18 protein-coding genes and 1 pseudogene are annotated in these 21,297 nt (G+C 70.0%); 7 read left to right on the forward strand and 12 right to left on the reverse strand.

The window, feature by feature from the left end; translation table 11 throughout:
• Positions 1 to 8: 8 nt before the first annotated feature.
• Positions 9 to 1,613 (reverse strand): AMP-binding protein, encoded by a 1,605-nt coding sequence (locus tag IZR01_RS06885; RefSeq protein ID WP_194923317.1) that lies wholly within the window; start codon positions 1,611 to 1,613, stop codon positions 9 to 11.
• Positions 1,614 to 1,731: 118 nt separating this feature from the next.
• Between IZR01_RS06885 and IZR01_RS06890 the strand changes: the two genes are divergently transcribed.
• Positions 1,732 to 2,328 (forward strand): TetR/AcrR family transcriptional regulator, encoded by a 597-nt coding sequence (locus tag IZR01_RS06890; protein ID WP_194892196.1) that lies wholly within the window; start codon positions 1,732 to 1,734, stop codon positions 2,326 to 2,328.
• 72 nt (positions 2,329 to 2,400) lie between these two features.
• Here IZR01_RS06890 and IZR01_RS06895 read toward each other — a convergent pair whose 3' ends face one another.
• Positions 2,401 to 5,007: an ABC transporter permease gene (locus IZR01_RS06895; RefSeq protein WP_323746935.1), complete on the reverse strand. Its 2,607-nt coding sequence runs from the start codon at positions 5,005 to 5,007 to the stop codon at positions 2,401 to 2,403.
• Positions 5,008 to 5,009: 2 nt separating this feature from the next.
• Positions 5,010 to 5,777, reverse strand: a complete 768-nt coding sequence (locus IZR01_RS06900) for an ABC transporter ATP-binding protein (RefSeq protein ID WP_194892195.1) — start codon at positions 5,775 to 5,777, stop codon at positions 5,010 to 5,012.
• 121 nt (positions 5,778 to 5,898) lie between these two features.
• Between IZR01_RS06900 and IZR01_RS06905 the strand changes: the two genes are divergently transcribed.
• Positions 5,899 to 7,164, forward strand: coding sequence for a sensor histidine kinase (locus IZR01_RS06905; RefSeq protein ID WP_194892194.1), 1,266 nt, complete (start codon positions 5,899 to 5,901; stop codon positions 7,162 to 7,164).
• Positions 7,152 to 7,796 carry a response regulator transcription factor gene (locus tag IZR01_RS06910; protein WP_194923318.1) on the forward strand — a complete coding sequence of 215 codons (645 nt, stop codon included), beginning with the start codon at positions 7,152 to 7,154 and terminating at the stop codon, positions 7,794 to 7,796. Before IZR01_RS06905 ends, IZR01_RS06910 begins: the two co-directional genes overlap by 13 nt.
• 266 nt (positions 7,797 to 8,062) lie before the next feature.
• Here IZR01_RS06910 and IZR01_RS06915 read toward each other — a convergent pair whose 3' ends face one another.
• From IZR01_RS06915 to IZR01_RS06925, 3 genes are all read right to left on the reverse strand, one after another.
• Complete coding sequence (locus tag IZR01_RS06915) at positions 8,063 to 11,407, reverse strand: DUF4132 domain-containing protein (RefSeq protein ID WP_194923319.1); 3,345 nt, start codon at positions 11,405 to 11,407, stop codon at positions 8,063 to 8,065.
• A gap of 145 nt (positions 11,408 to 11,552) precedes the next feature.
• Positions 11,553 to 12,494, reverse strand: a complete 942-nt coding sequence (locus IZR01_RS06920; protein ID WP_194923320.1) for an SDR family oxidoreductase — start codon at positions 12,492 to 12,494, stop codon at positions 11,553 to 11,555.
• An 82-nt stretch (positions 12,495 to 12,576) separates the two neighbouring features.
• Positions 12,577 to 13,209: an NADPH-dependent F420 reductase gene (locus IZR01_RS06925; protein WP_194892191.1), complete on the reverse strand. Its 633-nt coding sequence runs from the start codon at positions 13,207 to 13,209 to the stop codon at positions 12,577 to 12,579.
• 256 nt (positions 13,210 to 13,465) lie between these two features.
• On the opposite strand from IZR01_RS06925, the gene IZR01_RS06930 reads away from it, so the two are divergent.
• Positions 13,466 to 14,377: a LysR family transcriptional regulator gene (locus IZR01_RS06930; RefSeq protein ID WP_194923321.1), complete on the forward strand. Its 912-nt coding sequence runs from the start codon at positions 13,466 to 13,468 to the stop codon at positions 14,375 to 14,377.
• 33 nt (positions 14,378 to 14,410) lie between these two features.
• Here the strand turns inward: IZR01_RS06930 and IZR01_RS06935 are convergent, their stop codons facing one another.
• Complete coding sequence (locus IZR01_RS06935; protein ID WP_194892189.1) at positions 14,411 to 14,800, reverse strand: winged helix-turn-helix transcriptional regulator; 390 nt, start codon at positions 14,798 to 14,800, stop codon at positions 14,411 to 14,413.
• A 137-nt stretch (positions 14,801 to 14,937) separates the two neighbouring features.
• Between IZR01_RS06935 and IZR01_RS06940 the strand changes: the two genes are divergently transcribed.
• Together IZR01_RS06940 and IZR01_RS06945 are read left to right on the forward strand one after the other, a co-directional pair.
• Positions 14,938 to 15,906, forward strand: coding sequence for an NADP-dependent oxidoreductase (locus tag IZR01_RS06940; RefSeq protein ID WP_194923322.1), 969 nt, complete (start codon positions 14,938 to 14,940; stop codon positions 15,904 to 15,906).
• Positions 15,907 to 15,963: 57 nt separating this feature from the next.
• Positions 15,964 to 16,284 carry an NIPSNAP family protein gene (locus IZR01_RS06945; protein ID WP_194892187.1) on the forward strand — a complete coding sequence of 107 codons (321 nt, stop codon included), beginning with the start codon at positions 15,964 to 15,966 and terminating at the stop codon, positions 16,282 to 16,284.
• Here IZR01_RS06945 and IZR01_RS06950 read toward each other — a convergent pair.
• Positions 16,270 to 17,070 carry a DUF8832 domain-containing protein gene (locus tag IZR01_RS06950; protein ID WP_228558988.1) on the reverse strand — a complete coding sequence of 267 codons (801 nt, stop codon included), beginning with the start codon at positions 17,068 to 17,070 and terminating at the stop codon, positions 16,270 to 16,272. The two genes, IZR01_RS06945 and IZR01_RS06950, sit on opposite strands and share 15 nt — an antisense overlap.
• 50 nt (positions 17,071 to 17,120) lie before the next feature.
• Positions 17,121 to 18,473, reverse strand: a complete 1,353-nt coding sequence (locus tag IZR01_RS06955) for a condensation domain-containing protein (protein WP_194923323.1) — start codon at positions 18,471 to 18,473, stop codon at positions 17,121 to 17,123.
• 414 nt (positions 18,474 to 18,887) lie between these two features.
• Here IZR01_RS06955 and IZR01_RS06960 point away from each other — a divergent pair.
• A pseudogene (locus tag IZR01_RS06960) lies at positions 18,888 to 19,154 on the forward strand (metal-sensitive transcriptional regulator); the annotation flags it as partial.
• Here the strand turns inward: IZR01_RS06960 and IZR01_RS06965 are convergent.
• The 3 genes from IZR01_RS06965 to IZR01_RS53010 all read right to left on the reverse strand — a co-directional run bounded on the left by IZR01_RS06965 (position 19,151) and on the right by IZR01_RS53010 (position 21,193).
• Entirely contained in the window at positions 19,151 to 19,324 is a 174-nt protein-coding gene (locus IZR01_RS06965; RefSeq protein ID WP_194892184.1) for a hypothetical protein, read from the reverse strand. The pseudogene IZR01_RS06960 and the gene IZR01_RS06965 overlap by 4 nt on opposite strands.
• 145 nt (positions 19,325 to 19,469) lie before the next feature.
• Positions 19,470 to 20,072, reverse strand: a complete 603-nt coding sequence (locus tag IZR01_RS06970) for a response regulator transcription factor (protein ID WP_194892183.1) — start codon at positions 20,070 to 20,072, stop codon at positions 19,470 to 19,472.
• The gene (locus tag IZR01_RS53010; protein WP_194923324.1) at positions 20,069 to 21,193 is read right to left on the reverse strand and encodes a sensor histidine kinase; all 1,125 of its coding nucleotides are present in this window, start codon (positions 21,191 to 21,193) and stop codon (positions 20,069 to 20,071) included. Before IZR01_RS53010 ends, IZR01_RS06970 begins: the two co-directional genes overlap by 4 nt.
• Between the last annotated feature and the right edge of the window lie 104 nt (positions 21,194 to 21,297).

Raw genomic sequence — 21,297 nt, forward strand, 5'->3', positions numbered from 1 at the left:
ACCGCCCCTCAGTTGACCCGGCGCTCGGCGCCGGCCCAGTACGTCTCCCGGACCGCCTTGCGGTCGATCTTGCCGTTGCGGTTGAGCGGGAGCATCGGGACGAAGTCGACGGAGCGCGGTTTCTTCAGCCGATCCAGCCGTCCGGCGCAGAACTCGATCAGCTCCGCCGCCAGGTCCGCGGCGCTCGCTTCCGGTTCGGCGGGGGAGCGCAGCACCACGACGGCCTTGACCGCCTCGCCCCACTGTGCGTCCGGGACGCCGACCACACATGCTTCGAGCACTGACGGATGGTCGTACAGCACGGTCTCCACCTCGGAGCTGTAGATGTTGTAGCCGCCAGAGATGATCATGTCCTTCTTGCGGTCGACGATGAAGACGTATCCGTCCTCGCGCATCCACGCCAGGTCGCCGGTGTGTACCCAGCCGTCGCGGATCGTCTCGGCGGTCAGCTCCGGCGCGCGCCAGTACTCCCGCACACAGTCCGCGCCGCGCACCACGATCTCGCCGACACGCCCCGGCGCCACTTCCCGGCCCTGCTCGTCGACCACGCGGACCTCGGAGTCGTATTCGGGCCGGCCGCAGGACTGCAACAGCTCGGGATCCTCCTCGATGGCGCGGGCGATCTCGCCGGCGCTGATCGACAGCACCACCGACGTGGTTTCGGCCAGGCCGTAGCCCTGGCCGACGATCGGGCCGAACGCGGCCACGGCCTCGCGCAGCCGGGCCGGCGAGATCGGCGCGCCGCCGACGCGCAGATCGGTCAGGCTCGACAGGTCGTGGGCGGCCGCCTGCTGGTGGGTCACCAGCATGGTGAGCATCACCGGGACGACGAAGGTGGCGTTGATGCGTTCACGCTCGATCGTGGCCAAGAACGCCTCCGGATCCCAGGCCGGCAGCACGTGGACGGTGGTGCCGGCGAAGACGCACGCCAGCAGTGGCATGCCGGCGGCGTGGGTCACCGGGCCGACGACCAGATAGCGCGTGTCCGGGCGGGGCCGTGGGTCGCCCATCAGCTGCTTGCGCATGTTGGCCAGGCGGTTGCCGAAGGTCTGGACGGCGGCCTTCAACAAGCCGGTCGAGCCGGAGGTGTAGTTGAGGACCGCGGTGTCGTCGGGGGCGACGTCGATGAGTATCGGTGCGTTCTCGCCGGTCTCCAGCAGCGCTTCATAGGCGAGTTCGACGTCGGTCGCGGGGCCGTCGAAGACGACCGGGACGACGGCGTTGCCGTCGCCGTCGCCGTCGCCGCCGCGTTCGCTGAGCGAGTCCAGCGCTGTTGAGGCGTCTTCGCGATGAGCGGCGTCATACAACACCACCTTCGCCTGCGACGAGGCGAGGATGTGCGCGATCTCCGAGCGTCCCAGCCGGGCGTTGATCGGCACTCGGGCGAGGCCGGCTTTGTACAGGGCGAACTCGACGACGACCGACTCCCCGCGATTCCAGGCCAGACTCGCCACGGCGTCCCCGGGCCGCAGGCCGCGGGCCAGCAGCGCCGAGGCCAGCCGGTTGGCCTCGGCCTCCAGCTCCGCGAAGGTCCACGACCGAGGACCGCTCACCAACGCCGGCGTGTCCGGCCAGGAGCGCGCGGCACGCGTCAGATAGATCCCCAGGTTCATCGTGCGACTCCTTCAGAGTAACTGAACTACATGTTTGTTTCCAGACGATCAGTTCAGTATCGTTCATCCTGTCAAGAGTCCCTAGACTGGGCCGCGCGACGACGACGGAAAGGCGGCCATGGCGGAGGACAGGCGGACGCGCCGTACCCGGCGGTCCTTGCGTGACGCGCTGGTGTCCCTGGTGCTGGAACGGGGATTCGCGACGCTCACCGTGGACGACATCACCGAGCGTGCCGACGTCGCCCGAGCCACCTTCTACAGCCACTGCCGCGACAAGGACGACCTGTTCACGCGCGTCACCGCCGACCTCCTCCAGGAACTGGCCGCCGGTCTGGAAGGGGTGGCCGACGAGACCGCGGTCGGCTTCACGGGCAAGCCGCTGCTCGAACTCTTCCGCCACGCCGAGGCCGAGCGCGATCTGTACCGCGTGATCCTGCGCGGCGAGGGAGACGGCAAGCCGCTGAGAATGTTCACGGACGAATCCGTCACCCGCGTCGCAGCCGTCTTCCGCGAACGCTCCGTGACCACCGGTACCGAACCCCGCATCGAACCCGAACTCCTCGCGCGCGCCTGGGTCGGCGAGCAGTTCGCGGTCCTGCGCTGGTGGCTCGAACAGGACCCGAGACCCATGCCCGCCGAGGAGTTGGCGGACAACCTCCGGATGCTGGCCGTTCACGGCCGCTACTGGGCCAGCGGCTCGGACGGCGCGCCATAGTCGGGCGTAGGGCGGGGATAGGCGTAGGGCGAACAGGCGTCAGCCGAAGGCGGTGCCCTTGGCACCGCGGCCCTACTCCCTCAGCCCGATGGCCTCGACCGGCCGGGCCCGCAGTGCCAGCCGGGTGGGGATCAGAACCGCGGCGGCCGCCAGGGCCGATGTCGCGGCGACGATCGCCAGGTAGAGCAGTGGCGGTATCGAGGGAACCGGCGATCCGGTCAGGCCGAGGCTGACCATTGTCAGCGGCAGCATCGGCACCAGCGTGCCGACGGCCACCGCGATGAGGACCACCAGCAGGGTCTCGGTCCTCATCATCCGCAGCACCTGGGCCGGGGTGGCGCCGACCAGCCGCAGCAGCGCGAACTCCCGGGCCCGGGACAAGGTGGTCATCACCAGGGTGTTGGCGACGGCGACCGCGATGTAGCCGAAGATCAGCAGCAGCGGTATGGCGCTGCCGACCAGGCCGGCCGTCGCGGTGCGCTGTTGGGCCGCGGACAGGCCGCCTTTGTCCTGGACGTGCAGGCCCGGGTAGCGGGTGCTCAGGGCCTTGAGTTCGGCGAGGGCGGCCTTGCGGTCGGCGCCGGGCTGGAGCCGGACCAGTATCGAGTCGTACAACCGGTGCGAGCTGTGCCGCAGCAAGGTCTGCGCGGACAGGGTGATGTCGCCGAATCCCAGGCCGCGCTGGTAGGTCGCGACCACCTGCGGCTGGATCGTCTGCCCGTCGGGCAGGTGGATCCGCACGGTGCCGCCGACCCGGGTGCCGAGCGTCGCGGCCGCGCCGTCGCTGATCGCCGCGGTGGTCTCGGACAGCCGGCTCAGGTCGCCGCCGGTGACATCCAGGTCGAGAACCTGGCCGAGGATATGGCCGAGAGCCTGGTCGGGCCCGTCGGTCGCCGGCCCGTCGGTCGTCAGCCCTTCGGCCTGGTAGTCGAAGACCTCTGGATCGCCGAGCATCTTCACCGACGAGTACAGGTCGACCCGGACCACCCCGGCGACGGCGGCGACGCCCGGCAGCGCCCGGACATCGGCGACTGCGTCGGTCGGCAGGCCGCCGGCGTCGCCGGTCAGCGTGTAGTCGGCGAGGACCCCGGCGCGGGCCTGATCGTTCGCGGCCGCCGCGGTGGTGGTCGGGATGAACAGCTGGAGCGAGGCGAAACCGATCGCCAGGATCAGGGGGCCGATACCGGCGGCCAGGCGGCGGGCGTTGGCCCGGGTGTTGGCGACGGCCAGGTAGCCGAGGTTGCCGAAGCGGCGTCGGAACGGCGCGGCCAGCAGCCGGGTCGCGCGGGCCACGAGCGGCGGCGCCAGCATGAGGAACGCGATCACCATGATCAGGCCGCCGCTGCCGGCTCCGGCCACGGCGAAGATGCTGCCGAAGAACAGCGGCAGCAGCGAGGCGGCGGCACCGAGGACCAGCAGCACGGTCCCGAATACGACGCGGGCCCGGCCCAGGCCCGGCTGTTCGGTGGCGGCCTGGCTCAGGGCCTCCACCGGCCGGATCGCGACGACGCGGCGGGCCACCGCGAACCCCGCGGCCTGCGCGGTGACCACCCCGATGGCGACCGCCGCGGCCATGGGGATCGGGCCGTAGGAGAACACGAAGTCCTGCGGGAGGACGCCGATCACCGACAGCGCGCCGCGCAGCGCCTCGGCCGCCAGCACGCCGGGCGGACAGCCCAGCAGCGAGCCGGTCAGCGCCACCACCAGCACCTCGCCGGCGATCATCTTGTGGATCTGTTTCGGGGTGGCACCGATCGCCCGCAGCAACGCCAGTTCGCGGCGCCGCTGGTGAACGCCCAACGCCAGGGTGCTGCCGACCACCAGCATGGTGATCAGCACGACGGTGCCGCCGAGCGATCCGGCCAGCACCTTCAGGGTGCCGCGGGCCGAGGCGACGTCGGGGTTCTCGGCGCTGCTGCGTCCGGCGCCGATATGGGAGCTGACGCCGGCGCCTTTGAGCGCGGCGTCGATGCGGTCGTCGAGCTTGCCGGAGTCGGTGCCCGGCGTCGCGAGCACGCCGATCGCCGAGACCTGGTCGGCGCGGCCGAACAGGGTGGTGGCCGTGGCGTCGGTGAAGAAGATCGGCGGGGTTCGCAGGGCTCCACCGGCGCCGGTGTATTTCACGGTGCCGACGACGGTGTAAGGGCTCGCCGCCCGCGTCGAAGCGATGCGGACGGTGTCCCCGAGCTTCGCCTTCGCCCGGTCGGCGACGGATTGTTCGAGCACGATCTCCTCGGGACGCCGCGGTTCCCGGCCGCTGAGCGTGAACGGCCCGAGCGCGGCGCTGCTCCAGTTCGCGCCGAGGGAGCGCCGGTCGTCGGCGCCGGTGACGAGTCGGCCGTCGGTGCCGACGACCTGCGCCGGGAAACTGACGACGGCGACGGCGCGCGCCACGCCGTCGGTGTGCGCGACCGTGCCGATCAGGTCGGCCGGGACCGCGACCGGGTCGGTCAGCGGCTTGGTCTTGCTCTTCTTCCCCTCGTGCACCGTGACGGACTGCTTGCCGCTGATCACGACCGAGGCGTCGGCATAGCGCTGCACCGGGACGCCGTCGCCGATGCCGGACTGCAGGATGATCCCGAAAGCGGTGATCAGCATCGAGGCCCCGAGCAGCGCGACGAAGGCGCCGACGAACCCTGCTTTACGTTCCCGGACGGTCTGCAGCACGAGTCGGAACACGGCTACCACTGCCCCAGCGAGGTCATCCGCTCGGCGACGCTGTCCGCGGTGGGCCGCGTGAGCTCCTGCGCGTAGCGGCCGTCGGCGAGGAACACCACGCGGTGCGCGTGGGAGGCGGCGACCGGGTCGTGGGTCACCATGACCACGGTCTGGCCGAGGTCGTCGACGACGTCCCGAAGCAGCTGCAAGACCTGCCGCGCGGTGCGGGTGTCCAGGGCACCGGTCGGTTCGTCGGCGAACACCACCTCCGGCCGGGCCGCCAGCGCCCGCGCGATGGCGACCCGCTGCTGTTGGCCGCCGGAGAGCTCGGCGGGCTTGTGGTGCATCCGGTCGGCGAGCCCGACCCGCTCGGCCACCTCGTGCAGCCAGGACCGGTCCGGGCGGCGGTCGGCGAGCATCAGCGGCAGCGTGATGTTGTCGGCGACCGACAGCGCCGTCATCAGGTTGTAGGACTGGAACACGAACCCGACGCGCTCGCGGCGCAGCAGCGTCAGCTCCACTTCGCTGAGCGAGGCCAGATCGGTGCCGCCGAGGACCACCGAGCCGGCATCCGGCCGGTCGAGTCCGGCCGCGCAGTGCAGGAACGTGCTCTTGCCGGCCCCGGACGGGCCCATCACCGCGGTGAACGTCCCCCGGGCGAAATCGAGCGTCAGGCCGCGCAGCGCCGGGACCGCGCCGGCCCCCTTGCCGTAGGTCTTGCGGACGCCGTCCAGGCGCACCACCGGATCCTGTTCTGTACTGGTCACGATTTCTGTACTGGTCACGATCATGAAGGTACGTTCGCGGCGGCGCGCCGAACCAGGGTGTGGACTGGAGACTTCCTGGTGCAGAAAACTGCTACCCGCCTGCGACTACCCGCCCCCGACCTGCGGTGTGGGTAGGCTGATCACGATGCTTGAGCAGTGGGTCCGCCAGACCGCGGCCCGTTTCCCGCCGATGGCCGGCTACGTGCTGCTGTGCCTGGGTACCGGGCTGGCGGGGTTGGTGCTGCTCGCGCTGACCGCCGCGGTCTGCGTGCTCTGTCTGGTGGGGACCGGCTTCCTCGTGCTGCCCGCGACGCTGCGGGTCGTGGCCCGGTACGCGCAGTTCCACCGCCGCCGGGTGGGGAGGTTGCTCGGCGTCCAGGTGCGCACCGCGTACCAGGGCGTGCCGGACGGCTCCGCGATCCCGCCGAAGCCCTCGCTGCGCGACCCGGCGGTCCGCAAGGATCTGCTCTGGCTGCTGTGCCACAGCGTCCCCGGCACGGCTTTGTGCGTGCTGGCGCTGGTCGTGTGCGGCCACGCGGTGAACTGGCTCACCGCGCCGCTGTGGTGGCTGCTGCTGCCCGCGCAGCGCGACCGCATCATCTTGCTGACGGTCGACTCGTGGTGGAAGGCGCTGGCCGCGGTGGTCGTCGGCGTCGGCTACGCGTTCGTGGCGATGGCGCTGATGCGGCCGCTGGCGCTGCTGCACGCGCACGCCTCCCGCCGGCTGCTGACCGCGCGGGCCCGAACTGGCCTGGCCGAGCGCGTCCGGGCCCTGACCGTCAGCCGCGCCGAGGCCCTGGACGCCCATGACGCCGAGCTGCGCCGCATCGAGCGAGACCTGCACGACGGCGCGCAGGCCGACATCGTCGCGGTCTCGCTGCGGCTGGGCATGATCCGCCGGGCCCTGGACCGCCGTCCCGAGCAGGTCCCCGAGCTGGTGGACGTCGCCCAGCAGCAGGCTGAGAAGGCCTTGGACGCCCTGCGGCAGCTGGTCCGCGGCATCTATCCGCCGGTGCTCGCCGACCGGGGGCTGGTCGAGGCGGTGCGGGCCCTGGCCGCGTTGTGCGCGGTGCCGACCCGGACCGACTTCGGGCCGGCCGGGGCGGCTCCGCCACCGCGCGCGCCGGCGGCAGCCGAGGCGGCGGCGTACTTCGTGGTCTCCGAGGCGCTGACCAACGTCGCCAAGCACAGCGGGGCCCAGAACGCCTTGGTGCGGCTGCGGATCACGGCCGACCGGATCTCGATCCGGGTCGAGGACGACGGCCGGGGCGGCGCCGTGGAGAGCGCCGTGGGCGCGAGCGGGCTCGTGGGCCTGCGGCGGCGGGTGGCCGCGTTCGACGGCGGTACCGAACTGTCCAGCCCGTCCGGGGGCCCGACCGTACTGAAGGTGGAGATTCCATGCGGATCCTGATCGCCGAGGACAACGCGCTGCTCCGGGAGGGGCTGGCGGCGCTGCTCACCAGCGAGGGGCACCAGGTGTGCGCGACGGTCGACCACGGCGACCGGCTGCTGCCCGCGCTGCTGGAGCACCGTCCCGACGTCTCGGTGGTGGACGTGCGGCTGCCGCCGGGCTTCCGCGACGAAGGGCTGCGGGCCGCGGTCGAGGCGCGGCGGCAGATCCCGGCGTTGCCGATCCTGGTGCTCTCGCAATACGTCGAGCGCACCTACGCCACAGAGCTGCTCGCGCACAGCGCAGCCGGGGTCGGCTATCTGCTGAAGGACCGCGTCGGCCGCACGGAGGAGTTCCTGGAGGCCCTGGAACGGGTGGCCGGGGGCGGCACCGCGATGGATCCCGAAGTCATCTCGCAGCTGATGGTGCGCCGGGCCGAGGCAGACCCGCTGGCCGCGCTGACCCAGCGGGAGCGGGAGGTGCTGGCGCTGATGGCCCAGGGCCGGAACAACTCCACCATCGCCGAGCTGCTGGTCATCGCCGAGAGCTCGGTGAACAAGCACATCGGGAGCATCTTCGCCAAGCTCGGGATGCCGACGCCGGACAGCGGCCATCGACGGGTGCTCGCGGTGTTGGCCTACCTACGGGCCTGACCCCGCGGGCTTGACCCCCGGGGTGCAGAAAAGTGCACCCCGGAAAGGGTGGTCAGCGCCGATGTGCGGCAGCGCGCACCAGCCGAGGATGATTCCCATGAACGAATCAAGCAACTGGAAGCCGCCCGCCGAGCGCCCGATGTGGCCTTACGTCCTGCTGGCGGTGATCGTGGTCGGGGTCGCGATCAACGTGCTGCTCACGGTGTGAGGGGCGGCTTGCGGTGCGTCCCGCCGTACTCCCGATCGTGCAGTCGGCCGACCTGCGATCATCCGCTCGTCAGCACCTCCAGATCGCGCAGCAGCTCTGAGGCGCTGACGGCGTCGAGCGTGCCCAGCGGCAACCGGCCCTTCGTCTCCTGCCAGAGCTCGACGTCCGGCAGCGACGTGACCCAGACCGCGGTGATGGTCTGTTCATCGGCGAGTCCGGAGAGTGATCCCATGGCGACGCCGGGCTCGATCCCGAACGCGACACACCCGCCGCCGGGCACCGGACGGGACATCCAGGTCTGCAGGCCGTGGTCGCGGGGGTCGCCGCGGCGCCAGCCGAAGCGCTCCAGCCCGACGACCTTCCCGGTGGGAACCGTCTTCCCGGTGAACCGGTCCAACGTGAGCGCCGACTTCTCTTGCTCGGTGAGGGCCCAGGTCGCGCGGCCGAGTTGCTGGAACGGTTGCACCAGCTCGTAGTCCGCGAACAGCTCCGACCATTTCACGGCAGAGTCGCCGAACTCCAGCGGGTGTGCGACGCCGACCCGCACGTTGTCCTCGAGGACGAAGCTGGCGTCGTCGGCGTCGGCGAACGTCAGATCCTCCGCGATGCGGAAGCAGACTGGCGCCGCCGCCTCGGCGCAGTACGCACTCCACACCAGCCGACGCGCGATGTCGCGCACCACAGGATGGTCCACGACGTACGTCCGGAACTCCGCCGCCGACCAGCGCCGACCGACCAGCAGGGCCCGCTCCAGCCGGTGGGCCTGATCGGAGGCCAGGGTCCGCGCGTCCTTCTTGAGCTGTGCGTACCGCACCCGGGACTGTTCGGCTGTCGCCGCGTCATCGTGGGCGCCGGGCTTGGGCAGGTCCTTCAACCGCTTCCCGTCCTCGGCCACGACCAGCGGCTTGAGGTGTTCGTCGAAGCCGACCGTGAAGCTGCGCGGACCGAAGGAGAGTCGAAGGGTGCCCGAGGGGTCCAGGCCGAGGCCGGGGACGAGGCGGTCGCCGAGCTGATCGGCGGTGAGGCCGAGCGTCGTGGCGACCGTGTGGATCCGCTGCGCCGCACGCTCCTTCAGGGCTTTGAACTTCACCCGCTGCGAGATCGCGTATAGCTGCCCGAGCGCGGCGTCGGTGCCGATCGCGCCGAGCACGTCCAGGCCCTGCACAGCACGGTGGTGCGCGTTCTCACCGGGCCAGGCGCGGATCAGCGCGGCCAGCTTCGGGACGATCGTGTCGTCGCCGAACCGGCCGAGCGCATCGAGGGCCCAGGCTTCGGAGACGGGCATCTCGGCGTTGCGCCAATTCTCGAACAGTGCCCACACGAACGCCGTCAACGACCGCGGATCGCACCCCGAGCGCACCTCGTCAAGCGCGGGCGAGGGCACGCCGGGCTTGGCGATCGCCAACAGCAGGCACAGGTTCCGGACCGCATCCGCGGGCAGCGCGGACGTGCCACCGGTTAGAAGGATCGGCGGCAGCTGACCCGATTCCGCCCACGTCGGCAGCGTCGGCATGGATTTCGGGATCGCGGGGGCAAGGTCCTCGGTGAGGACGGCGGATACGACGGCCTCGACTCTCGCACCGTAGGCCGACGCCGCCGCGGAGACGTTCGCCTCGAAGCCTTCGTCGACCAGTGTCCGCAACGCGCGCTCTGCTTGCCTGCGTGCCGTGCCCGATTTGCCGACCGCGGCGGGGATCAGGGTCCTGGCGGCCAGATCGGGGTGACGCCGCAACCACGCGATGGCATGGGGACGCGCAGGCTTCGGTGTCGCCAGCCAGCCGGCCATGATCGTGGCGACATCGGAGTGCGCGAATGGGATCAGTACCTCGCCGTACATGCCCGGGTCTTCTCGGACTCGGGCGGTGAGCAGCGGCAAGGCATCGTCCTCGAAGCGTACCGCGAACGCCCGGTCGAGATCGGGCCCCCGCCACCAGCCGGGGTTCCACGCGTCGAAGAGCGGTCGTACGAGCTCTTCGGGTCCTTCGCGGAAGAATTCGAGAAGGTCACCGTACTGCGGCTTCAGGATCTTGATGGACTCGGCGATCTCCTCCCAGGTGAGATTCAGGCTGCGGTGATACTGGTACCCCCAGTCACTGTTCCAGAGTTTGCGCTCGCCCGGCAGCCAGACCATGCCCGACTCCCGCGCCACGGCTAGTCCGGTGACCGGCCTCGGCTTCGCCTGCCGAGGCTGGCCGGTCCACGGCGGCGTGACGAGCACTGCGGGCACACCGTCCGCTGCGGCGTCGGCGATCCGCGGACCGTCGCCGAGCAGTGCCTTCACGCGGTCGCGGGCTCCGCCGTCGAGGTGCTCCAGCTCAGCCGCCGCGATGTCCAGGTGGCTGAGGACATGCGCGCGCAGCAACGGCTGTACCCGTTCCGAGGCCGACGCGGCGAGTAGCCGGACGCCGCGACGGGGATACCGTTCAGCGGCGGCGAGGATCGCGGCGGCTGCCTTAGGGCGGTCGACCCGGTCGATGAGCGCCTGCAACGCCTCGTCGGTCGGGAAGGCGCCGACCGCGGTCAAGATGCGCTCGACCACCTCGGACCGGGCATAGCCGACGTCGGCGTACTTGAGCAGATAGGGCAGCACGTCGGTGCCCAGCCCGTCCATCAGCGTCGCCAGCGTCTCGGTGTCCGTGCTGCCGCCCCAGGGCAGGGTCAGGAACAGCGCGTCGGCCTGCTCCACCGTCGATACGGCGCCGAAGGTCAGCGGCGAGTTGTTCGGGCGGACCTGCATTTGATTGATGGCCGCGGTGACCCAGGCCGTCTGGTCCGGCATCAGGAACGCGGCGGCCAGGCGCTGCCCGTCGCCGGTGAAGGGATGCGTGCTGAGGAGCGAGGCCACGGCGGCGTACTCGCCGTCATCGGCCGCGGACAGGTGATGACGCAACCTTGCGAGCATGGCCGGCCGAGGTTGCCAGCCGCCCCACATCAGCCAGGGATCCGCTCGGATCAGGGCGCACGCGGTGTGCTTCAACTCCTGCGCCGCCATATCGCAGCGCTCGAGCACGGCCAGAACTGCGAACTCCAGGCCGCGCGCCGTGACCCACGCGTCGACAGTTGTGCGCGCCTCAGCCGGCTTCCGCGAACCTGAGGCCCAGCGCAACGTGGCGGCAACAGCCGCGCCGGTCGGTGTGACATCGGACAGCGGCCGGCCCGCCTCGGCGCGATAGACGGCGGCCAGCGCCGCATCGGCGTTCGGGGCGGTCAGCGCCTCCGTGACCTTGGCCGCGTCAGCTGCTTTCGCTTTCTCGTAGGCCGCCACGGCGTTTGCCGCGACGGCCGGCGCGGGACCGGGACGCTCGCGCCGTCGGGGGATGACCAGCCGCTGCCAGCCCGACGGCCACAGCAGGACGCTCTCGTCGCCGCCTGGCGGCTCCGTGTCGTCGGCCTTCTGTCTCATCGCAATGCCCTCCCCAACCGATCACACGTTCGGGAGTGACTGTAGGGCCGGGCGCCGACAGCACGCGCCGGCTCTGTGCCCGGTGCGCGAGACGCCACCAGCAAAGCCTGCAGGCACAGCGCAATAACGGCTCGGGTCCCCGCCGTCAGCCGGCGGCGAAGTAGTGACCGTTGTCCAAATCGGCGAGCAGGCCGGGCTGCGTGGGTTCCCAGCCGAGGGTCCGGCGGGTGATGAGGTTGGACGCCGGGAGGTCCAGCGCGACCATATTCGCGAGGAACCCGAAGTGTCCCGGCAGCATCAGTACGTCCGCGGGAATGCTCACGGCGGGCAGGCCCAGGCGGCTGCCAATGGCCTCGGCGATCTCGCGGAACGGGATGCCCTCGTCCTGAACCGCGTGCCAATAGCTGCCAGCCGGGCCCTTCTCCAGCGCCAGGCGGAACAAGGAGGCGGCATCGCGGATGTGCACGGCCGGCCACAGGTTCGCTCCGTCTCCGGGGTAGCCGACGACGCCCTTCTCTTTTGCGAGCGCGATCAGCAGCGGGAGGAATCCGGCAGTGTCGGTCGTGCTGTGCGCGATGGTGGGAAGCCGCACGATCGAAGACCGCACTCCCTGCTCGGCGAGGCCGACCACGGTGGTTTCCACGACGTTGCGAACACGCAGGGTACCCCCGTACTCATCGCCGCCGGGAAGGGCCGGGTCCTCCTCGGTGGCCGGCCGACCCAGGTCCTCCCACCCGGGCGAGCCGATGCTTCCGGCCGCGACCAGCGGCTTCCCGGTCCCCGCGAGTGCCTCGCCGAACGCGAGCACGGCCGAGAGCTCCGCGGCGGTCACGGCGTTGATCCCGCCGGAGGGAAGCAGTTCACGCCTGAACCCGACGTGGATGACGCCGTCGGAGTCCGCGGCCGCCTCCTTGAGCCCGTCGAGATCCTCGAGGCCGCCGCGACGCACCTTCGCGCCGAGCGCGGACAGCGCCGTGGCGGCCGTGTCCGACCGGGCCAGGCTGGTGACCTCGTGCCCGGCGGCGATGAGCTCGGGGATTATGTACGAACCGGAATGGCCGGTCCCGCCGGTGACGAAAACGCGCATGCTGCTGCCCTTTGCAAGTGATGTGGCGTAAGAAGATCTGGCGTAAGAAGATCTGGCGTAAGGAGTGGTGGTGCGGACGCGCTCAGTTGAGGATGCTGACGCCGAGGACGAAGTTGGTGTGCTTGACGGAGTGGGCGACGAGGCCCAGCTCCAGCAGGGCGGCGTTCTCCAGTGTCCGCGCCATCGGCAGCTCACCGGTGTCCAGCGGGCGCAGTCCCAGGCTTTCGACGAATGCTGACACGCGTGCCTTTGCCCGCGCGTCGTCGCCGGCGATGAACACGTCCAATTGGCGACCCTCGGCTGAGCCGGCCGCCAGAACGTTGGAGAACAGGGTGTTGAACGCCTTGACGACGTGCGCGCCGGCGGGGGCGGCCTTGGCGATCTCCTGCGCGCCGGAACTGCCGTCGGGGGTGAGGAGTTCCTTGAAATCGGAGGAGACGGGGTTGGTGATGTCGATGATGACCTTGCCGCGCAATGCGTCCCCGTACTCGCTGACCACCGCCGCGGCACTGGCGTACGGCACGGCGAGGATGACGATGTCCCCGGCCGGGGCGACGCCGGCCGTCCCGACACTGGCGCCGCCGACCGCGGCGGCCACTTTCTCGGCCTTGGCCCGGTCACGGCCGATGATCTCGACGGCGTTGCCGCCGGCGAGCGCCCGGCCGGCCAGGGCGCCGGCCATGTTCCCCAGGCCGATAATGCTGACGCTGCTCATTGGTGTTCCTGCTTTCTGGAGCTGATTTTGATCTGGGCCCGGCCACATCGAGGCCTGATGCCGAATCCTTATACCGGGCCCTTATGGTGAATCTTTATGCCGAGCCCTTATGTCGAACCGTTATGGCGAATTCTCATGTCGAACTCTTTCCGGCCGCATTAGGTGCCTTTTAAGGATGCGCTCGGCCTGAGCGGGTGTCCAAGACCTCTTTCAGCCGTGGCGATACCCTGGAGGCATCGCCGGACCGGGAGGCCCCATGGATCTGGACCTGCGCAAGTTGCGCTACTTCGTCGCCGTCGCCGACAAGCTGCACTTCGGCCGCGCCGCCGACGAGCTGCACATCGCGCAGCCGGTGCTCAGTCGGCAGATCCGCGCGCTGGAACAGGACCTCGGCGCCGCGCTGCTGACCAGGGACAGCCACGGCGTGGCGCTGACCGACGCCGGCCGACAGCTGCTGACCGACGCCGGCCCGCTGCTGGCCTCCGTGCACGCGGTCCGCCGCCGGGTGACCGTGGCCGCGCGGGGCAGCCGGCGGCTCATGGTCGGTTTCCGGGCGGGCATCGCGGTCACCGCGGCGGTACGGCAGTTCGCCGACCGGCACCCGGATGTTCTGGTGGACGTGCAGCGGATCGAAGGCGACGAGCAGGCCGCGATGCTGCTCGACGGCCGCATCGACGTCGGCTATGTGCGGCTGCCGATCGACGAGGCCGGCCTGCGCGTCACCCCGCTGTACACCGAGCCGCGGGTGGCGGTGCTGCCCGCCGGCCACCGATTCGCCGGCCGCGAGCAGATCACCGAGGCGGACCTGGCCGGCGAGCCGCTGCTCTGGCATGCGGACCCGAGCACCCAGCCCACCAGGCGCCCGCACCCCAACGCCGGGTACCTGGTGCGCGGGGTGGACGAGACGCTCGAACACGTCGCAGCCGGCCGGGGCATCTCGTTCCTGGCCCGTTCGGCGACCGTGTTCTACTCACATCCGGAGGTCAGCTACGTGCCCATCCCGGATCTGGCGCCCGACCAGGTGTGCCTCGCGGTGGCGGCATCGCGCACCTCGCCGGTTCTCGACGACTTCCTCACCGCGGCTGAGGCGACGGCCGGGATCACGGCGGAATGCGGGAACTATGAAATGTGGCAGCTCGGAAACGGCACCGCTTCAAAGCGGGGTTGAGTAGTTCGACTGGCAAGAACCCTTACATACAGCTCAGGACGGCGAGAGCGCGGGTTGCCCGGGCGCCGCGACGGCCTCGTCGATGTTGTCCTCGACCCAGGCGCGGAGCCGGTTGAGCGGGACGGCGGCGCTCTCGCCGAGCGCCGTGAGGGTGTATTCGACGTGGAGCGGGACGGCCGGGTAGACGGTTCGGTCGACCAGACCGTGATCCTCCAGCCGTCGCAGGGTCTGCGTCAGGACCTTGGGACTGACGCCCTGAAGCCGCCGCTGCAACGCGCCGAACCGCTGCGGTCCCTCCTCCATCGCGCCGATGGCCAGGGCGGACCACTTGTTGGCCAACAGGTCGAGCATCGCGCGGCAGGGGCACTGCGCGGTGTAGACGTCGTGGTGCGGGTGCTGGCCGGTCGGGCATTGGGTCGCCATTAGGCCCTCTCATCAGCATGCTATCCAAGGGGAAGTAGTAGCCCTTGATGGTAACCACATTCTCGGAGGTAGCTTCATCTCACTTCGACGAGAGGCCGGTATACGGCTTTTCGCCACTTTTCCCAAGGAGATGAAACATGTCTGCCGACACGATGCGAGCTGTGGTCCAGGACTCCTTCGGCGGGCCGGAGGTGCTGCGTGTGGAAAGCGTGCCGCGTCCCGAGCCGCTGCCGACGGAGGTCCTGGTGCGCGTGCACGCGGCCGGGATCAACCCGGTCGACTGGAAGACGCGCGAGGGCACCGGCATGGCCGGGGTGCTGGGCGCGCCGCCGTTCGTGCTGGGCTGGGACGTCTCGGGGGTGGTGGAGGCCGTCGGATTCGGCGTGACCACGCTGTGCGTCGGCGACGAGGTCTACGGGATGCCTTGGTTCCCGCGCGCGGCCGGCGGCTACGGCGAGTACGTCACCGCACCGGCCCGCCAGTTCGCCCGCAAGCCGGCCGCCGCGAGCCACGAGCAGGCCGCCGCGGTGCCGCTCGCGGCCCTGACCGCGTGGCAGGCGTTGGTGGACACCGCTGACGTACGCCCCGGACAGCGGGTACTGGTCCACGCCGCCGCCGGCGGGGTCGGCCACTTCGCGGTGCAGTTCGCCAAGCACTTGGGCGCGCACGTCATCGCCACTGCGAGCAGCGCGCGGCACGAGTGGCTGCGCGAACTCGGCGCCGACGAGGCCGTGGACTATCGGGCGGTCCGTTTCGAGGATGTCGTGGGAGATGTCGACGTCGTGATCGACCTGGTCGGCGACGCCCATGACAAGACGTCACTGCGCTCGCTGGAAGTGCTGCGCCCCGGCGGCCTGCTGGTCGCGATTCCGGCGGGCGTCTCGCCGGAACTGGCCGAGGACGCAGCCGAGCGCGGGGTCCGCGTCACCCCGTTCCTGGTGGAGCCGGACGGCCCCGCACTGCACAAGATCGTAGAGCTCATCGACGCCGGACAGGTCGTGGTCGAGGTCGCGGCGGTGTTCCCACTGGAGCAGGTCGCCCAGGCGCACATCCAGGGCGAGGGCGGCCGGACTCGCGGCAAACTCGTGCTCCGTGTCGCCGAGTGATCTCGCAACCCTGACATCCATCGCCACAGACATCGAATGAGAACCGGGAGTTTCGAGATGTTCTACGAGATACGCCGCTACCAGGTCCGTCTCGGCCGCCGCGCGGAGTGGGTCCGATACATGGAGGACGTGATCGTCCCGTTCCAGTCGTCGAAGGGGATGGACATCACCGCCTCGTTCGTCGACGAGCAGGACGAGGACGCGTACGTGTGGATCCGGCGCTTCGACGACGAAGCGCAGCGTGAGGCCTTGTACGCGGCCGTCTACGAGAGCGGGCAATGGAAGAACGAGATCGGCCCGGTGGCGTATGACCTGCTGATCGCCGAGAATTCCGTCGTCACCCGCGTCGTCCCCACACCCGCCTCACCGCTTCAGTAGGAGGGTGAACGCGGCCGTGCGGACGGTGTCGTCGTGCTTGAAGTCGAGGAAGAGCCGGTAGGTGCCGGGGCCGGGAACCATGGCGTGGAAGGAGATGTCCGGGCCGGGTTCGGTCACGCCGTCGCCAGGTGCCCCGTCGGGGTGCACGTGGATGTAGGCCAGGTCGCCGGCGCGCAGTACTACCAGGTGGCCGTAGGCGGCGAGGTAGGGCTGGAGGTCGGTGACCGGCTGTCCGTCGCGGCTCACGGTCATGGTGAGGTTGCGGCCTTCGCCGGCGACGAGGTCTCCGGCCAGCTTGATCTCGTAGCCGTCGACGGTGAACAGGCGTGCCGGCTGCGGCGTGGGGCGTGGTTCGTACAGTCCGCTGACGGCCAGGTCGGCGCCGAGGGTGATCGTGTGGCCGAGCCCCCGGGGAGAGATGTCGGTGAAGACGCGGTAGGCCCCGGCTTCGGGGAGGTCGAGCCGCACCGACCAGGTGCCGTCGCGGTCGCGTTCCGGGTGGACGTGCCAGAAGCCGGTCAGCTCTCGTCGCGCGACGATCAGGTGGAGTTCGCGGTCGTGGATCGGGGTGTAGTCGGTGACGGGGTTGCCGTCGGGGCCCAGGATCCGAAATCGGAGCAGTGTGGTGCCGGGTTCCAGGATGGTGTCCGCGAGGTCGAGCGTGTAACCGTCCTGCGAGATCTGTAACCCGCCCGGGACTGCTCCGGCCTGGTGTGCCGAGTGGTCGCCGTGGGTGCCGGATTCGTTCGCGATGTGCCCGCTGTGGCTGCTACCAGTGGCGGTCATGTCAATCGCCTCCTACTCAGATGCTGTCCCCGACGGCCCCAACGATACCCTCATGGGGTATATTCCGCCCGGCCGGAAAGAGCCTTCGGCGAGTCGGGTGGATCCACACCGCCACCTGCTTCGAACACGGCGACAGACTCCATCACCCGCGCCAAAGTCTCAGCATCGTCAGGAGCGAACGCCGCCGTATTGATGTGCAGGCCCAGGCTCACACCGCCAGGAATGTCGTCGATCTGCAGGGTGAGATGCTTCAACGGTGAACCATCGTTCCGGTCGGTCCAGCGGAAGGTGCTGGGCGGCACCGGCCCTTGGGAGAACTCGGGCGCCGGGCCTGCACGAAACCGGTTGTTCAACCGGCAGTGGGTGTCGAGTGACGCCTCTCGCTCGATCTCAGCACGCTGGATGAGCGCGTCCACGTCCCACGGGTCGACGTAGGCGTATTTGAAGGCGGTACGCGCCGACCGGGCGGCGCGCTGGAGCACCTCTTTGAACGCGGTGCCGGAGACCTCGATCAAACACACGCCATGCTGCGCGGCCGTACCCACCGCATCCGCGAGCCCTGGGCGAAACCGGTTGTCCACCACCGGACGCACGACCACAGGGTCGACGCCATGCACCCGGTGCATGGCGACCGCGAACAGAGCGAGGAAGACCGTCGGCAGATCGAACCCGCTGCGTTCGCTGATGACCTGCACGGCCGGGAGCAGAGCGTATGAGTCGTAGGCACCGTGCCAGATCCCGGGGCTGAGCGGCCCGTGGGGATTGTGGAATCGGGACGGCGGAACCGCGTTCAGCACCTTGCCCCAGTAGCGCAGCGCCGCGGCGTTCTGGCGCCGACCGGCTGCTGAAGCTTGCCAGGCCGCCTGTTCCAGCGAAGTCTGGCCGCGCGGTGGCGCCTCAGGGCGTGCTTCTGTCTCCGATACCAGTGCCCTGATGCCCGCAGCGTCGATCACCAAGTGGCTGACCAGTACCACAACGTGGGTGGGCTGACCGTTCCGGCACACCACGGCCATCCGCATGGGCCAGTCGTTCTCGTGGTCGAACGCCGTGTCCGTGTACTGCGCCGCCAGACGTGTGGCCACCACGAGAGCGTCTTCATCGCCGACCTCGGCAACGTCGATCTCGAAGACCCCGGAAGGAGACACCCTCTGCCTCGGCCGGCCATCGGCACCCATCTTCACTCGGGTGCGCAACGCTGGAAAACGACACAACCGCCACCGCGTCTCCTCCACCAGGTCGCCCAGACTCCGACCGGGCGGCACCCTCACCACCCCGCCGAGCGGCCACCAGCCTTCGTCCTGCAGCATCTCCTTCCACCACTCGCGCTGCCCCCACGTGAACTCACCCTCGCCCGCACCCGCGCCAGCGAAGCAAACCGACACCTGATGCACCTCGTAAGGCACTGGTCATCACCCTTCATCGAGACCGTGCCATCTTAAAGAAGGCGCTATTCGGGCGCGCTGGCGTGGCGATGATCAGGGCGTTTGGGGTGTTGTCGAACTCTGCCCGCGGTCACCGCTCAGCACGACTCAGATTCTGGAAGCCACAGCCGCGGTGCCCACTGGAGAACCGTCGGTACGGCGTCCCCTGCTGCGCCGACGGGCAGGCCCAGGTGTTCGTGGACGACGAGGAGCGGCTGCGGTGATTCGATCCGAGCCCAGGTGATGCCGTCGGTCAGTCCCGCGCCGGCGATCGCTTTCCCGTACAGGACGGTGGTGTGGAGGCTGCGGGTAGATAGGGCCCCGGGTCGGGGGCGTGTTCGAGGTCGTGGAGGTGCGCCTCGGCGACGGCCTTGACGACGGTGGTGCCGGCCATGAAGCGACAAGGATGCCTACCTCAAGCGCCTGCGCCGTATCGAGGGGCAGATCCGCGGCCTGGCCCGGATGGTCGAGGAAGACGTGTACTGCATCGACATCCTCACCCAGGTCTCAGCGGCGACCAAGGCGCTGCAGGCGGTGGCCGTGGGCCTGCTCGATCAGCACCCGCACCACTGCGTCACCGACGCGATCGCCGCCGGCGGAGACGAAGCCGACCAGAAGGTGGACGAGGCCGTGCAGGCCATCGGCCGCCTGGTGCGCTCCTAGGAGCGCTCGTCCTGGCTGTGCACACTCCTGCCGACCTCCAGCGCCCGCATGGCGCAACCGGTCAGGCAGCGCAGGACGGCGCGCCCAGGCGGCGAGGCGACCACGGCGACCAGGGCCGGCAGGGCCGACAGGGGACTCGCCGCAGGCCTTCGATTCACTGATTCGGACATGAGCCGACGCTCCTTGCTATACCGGGCATGGGTATATCTCGATCGAGTCTACATACCACCCGGTGGTATGCCAGATCGAGCAGCACCCGAGACGCAGTCCTATGGCTGGGGCATCAACGGCAGCGCCTACAACCCTGCCGAACCTCTAAATCCACCCGCGCTGCTTCGCCTCGCGGGCGGCGGCGTGGCGTGACGAGCCGCCTGTCTTCTGCATCGCCGAGGACAGATAGTTGCGGACGGTGCCGGTCGCGAGGTGCAGCCGTGCGCTGATCTCGCGGACGGTGAGGCCCTCCGTGGTGAGCCGCAGTGCGTCGAGTTCGCGGTCGGTGAGCGGGCAGTCGTCGGTCATCGCGGCGGCCGACACCTCGGCGTCGATCCAGCGTTTGCCGCCGTGGACGTGGATGATGACGCGCTCCAGTTCAGCGGGATCGACTGACTTCAGAAGGAACCCGCGCACTCCGGCGGCCAGGGCCAGTCGCAGTACCCCCGCGCGCCCGTGCCGGGTGAGCAGGACGACGGCCTGTCCCGGCCGGGCCGCGATGACGCGCCGGGCGGCTTCGATGCCGTCGAGGCCGGGCATCTCCAGGTCGAGCACGACGACGTCCGGGGCGTGGGTCCCCGCCAGGGCCACGGCCTGCACGCCGTCGGCGGCCTGCGCCACGACCTCGATCCGACCCGACAGGCCCAGAAGGCTGACCAGTGCGGTACGCAGGAGGGTCTCGTCGTCGGCGAGCAGGACGCGGATCATGCTCGGGCCTGCGAGGACGCGGGCAGGTCGGCTGTGTCGCGGGCTGAGGTCGTGAACGTCTGTCCGTCGCGCGAAGTGGTCAGCGTGCCGCCGGCCGCCGCGAAGCGCTCGCCGAGCCGCGCCAGTCCGCTCAACGCCCGAGTGCCCTCGGTCACACCGTCGTTGACGATCTGGACCGAGTCGGCCCCGACGATGATGGCGACGTGCTCGGCGTGCGCGTGCCGCAGCAGGTTGGTGGTCGCCTCGCGCACGACGAGGCCGAACAGCTCGTCGAGCCGATGGCCCGGGGGGACCGTTCCGTCGAGGGTGAGAACGATCCCGGCGGCCCGGATGAGCGACTCGGAGTTCGCCAGCTCCCCGGCGAACGTGAGGGTCCGCTGCCCGTAGGCCAGACGCCGGGTCTCGGCGATCGCGTCCGCGATGAGTTGTTCGGCCTCCCGTACCTGGATCCGGGCCAGCGCGGGGTCGCCGTCGAGCAGCTTGTCCGCCAGCCGGAGTTTCAGGCGGCTGACATGCAGGGCCTGGCCCTGGATGTCGTGCAGGTCGGCGGCGAAGCGGTAGCGCTCGCGCATGACCGCGAGCTCGGCCGTGGCCTGCCGGGCCTGGTTCACCTCCAGGAAGAGGCCGAACCCGAAGCGGTTGCCGCGGAACAGGGCCACCGAGGCCGTCATCATCACGACCACGCCGGCGACGTAGCCGCAGTCGGCTCCCAAGACGAGCGCGGGAAGGACCGCGAGAGCGACGGCGAGCAGGGTCCAAGGCCACTGGCTGAAGGGCGGTGCGGTCACCACGAGTCCGATCGACAAGGCGAAGGCGACTCCGCCGATCGGATTGATATGTGTGCCGACGACGACACAGAACAGAGCGTAGGAGGCGCCGACCGCCACCGCGGTGAGAGCTCTGGGCGCTCCGTGCTCCCAGTACCGGCACTGCCAGCAGACCAACGCCCCGACTCCGAGCGTGGCTGCCAGAATCCACGGCGAATGGCTCCCCCCGGCGACGAGGAACACGTAAGCGGCGACGACGAAGACCATGGTCCACGTCGTGTAGCTGCGCATCCTGGCCAGGGCGGGCACGTCGGCGTCGCTGTCCGGCCATTTTCCCTGGATCTCCGGCGTCACCAGGCCACTCTATGGCGCCGGCGCTGATCGCGATTCCTCGGAATGTCACCGCCGGACCTGATAAATGTCACGCCGGACGATGAGCCCGCGACACTACGCGGCGG

Origin of the sequence: Catenulispora pinisilvae (genome assembly GCF_015356865.1) — a bacterium.
Classification (GTDB): Bacteria; Actinomycetota; Actinomycetes; order Streptomycetales; family Catenulisporaceae; genus Catenulispora; species Catenulispora pinisilvae.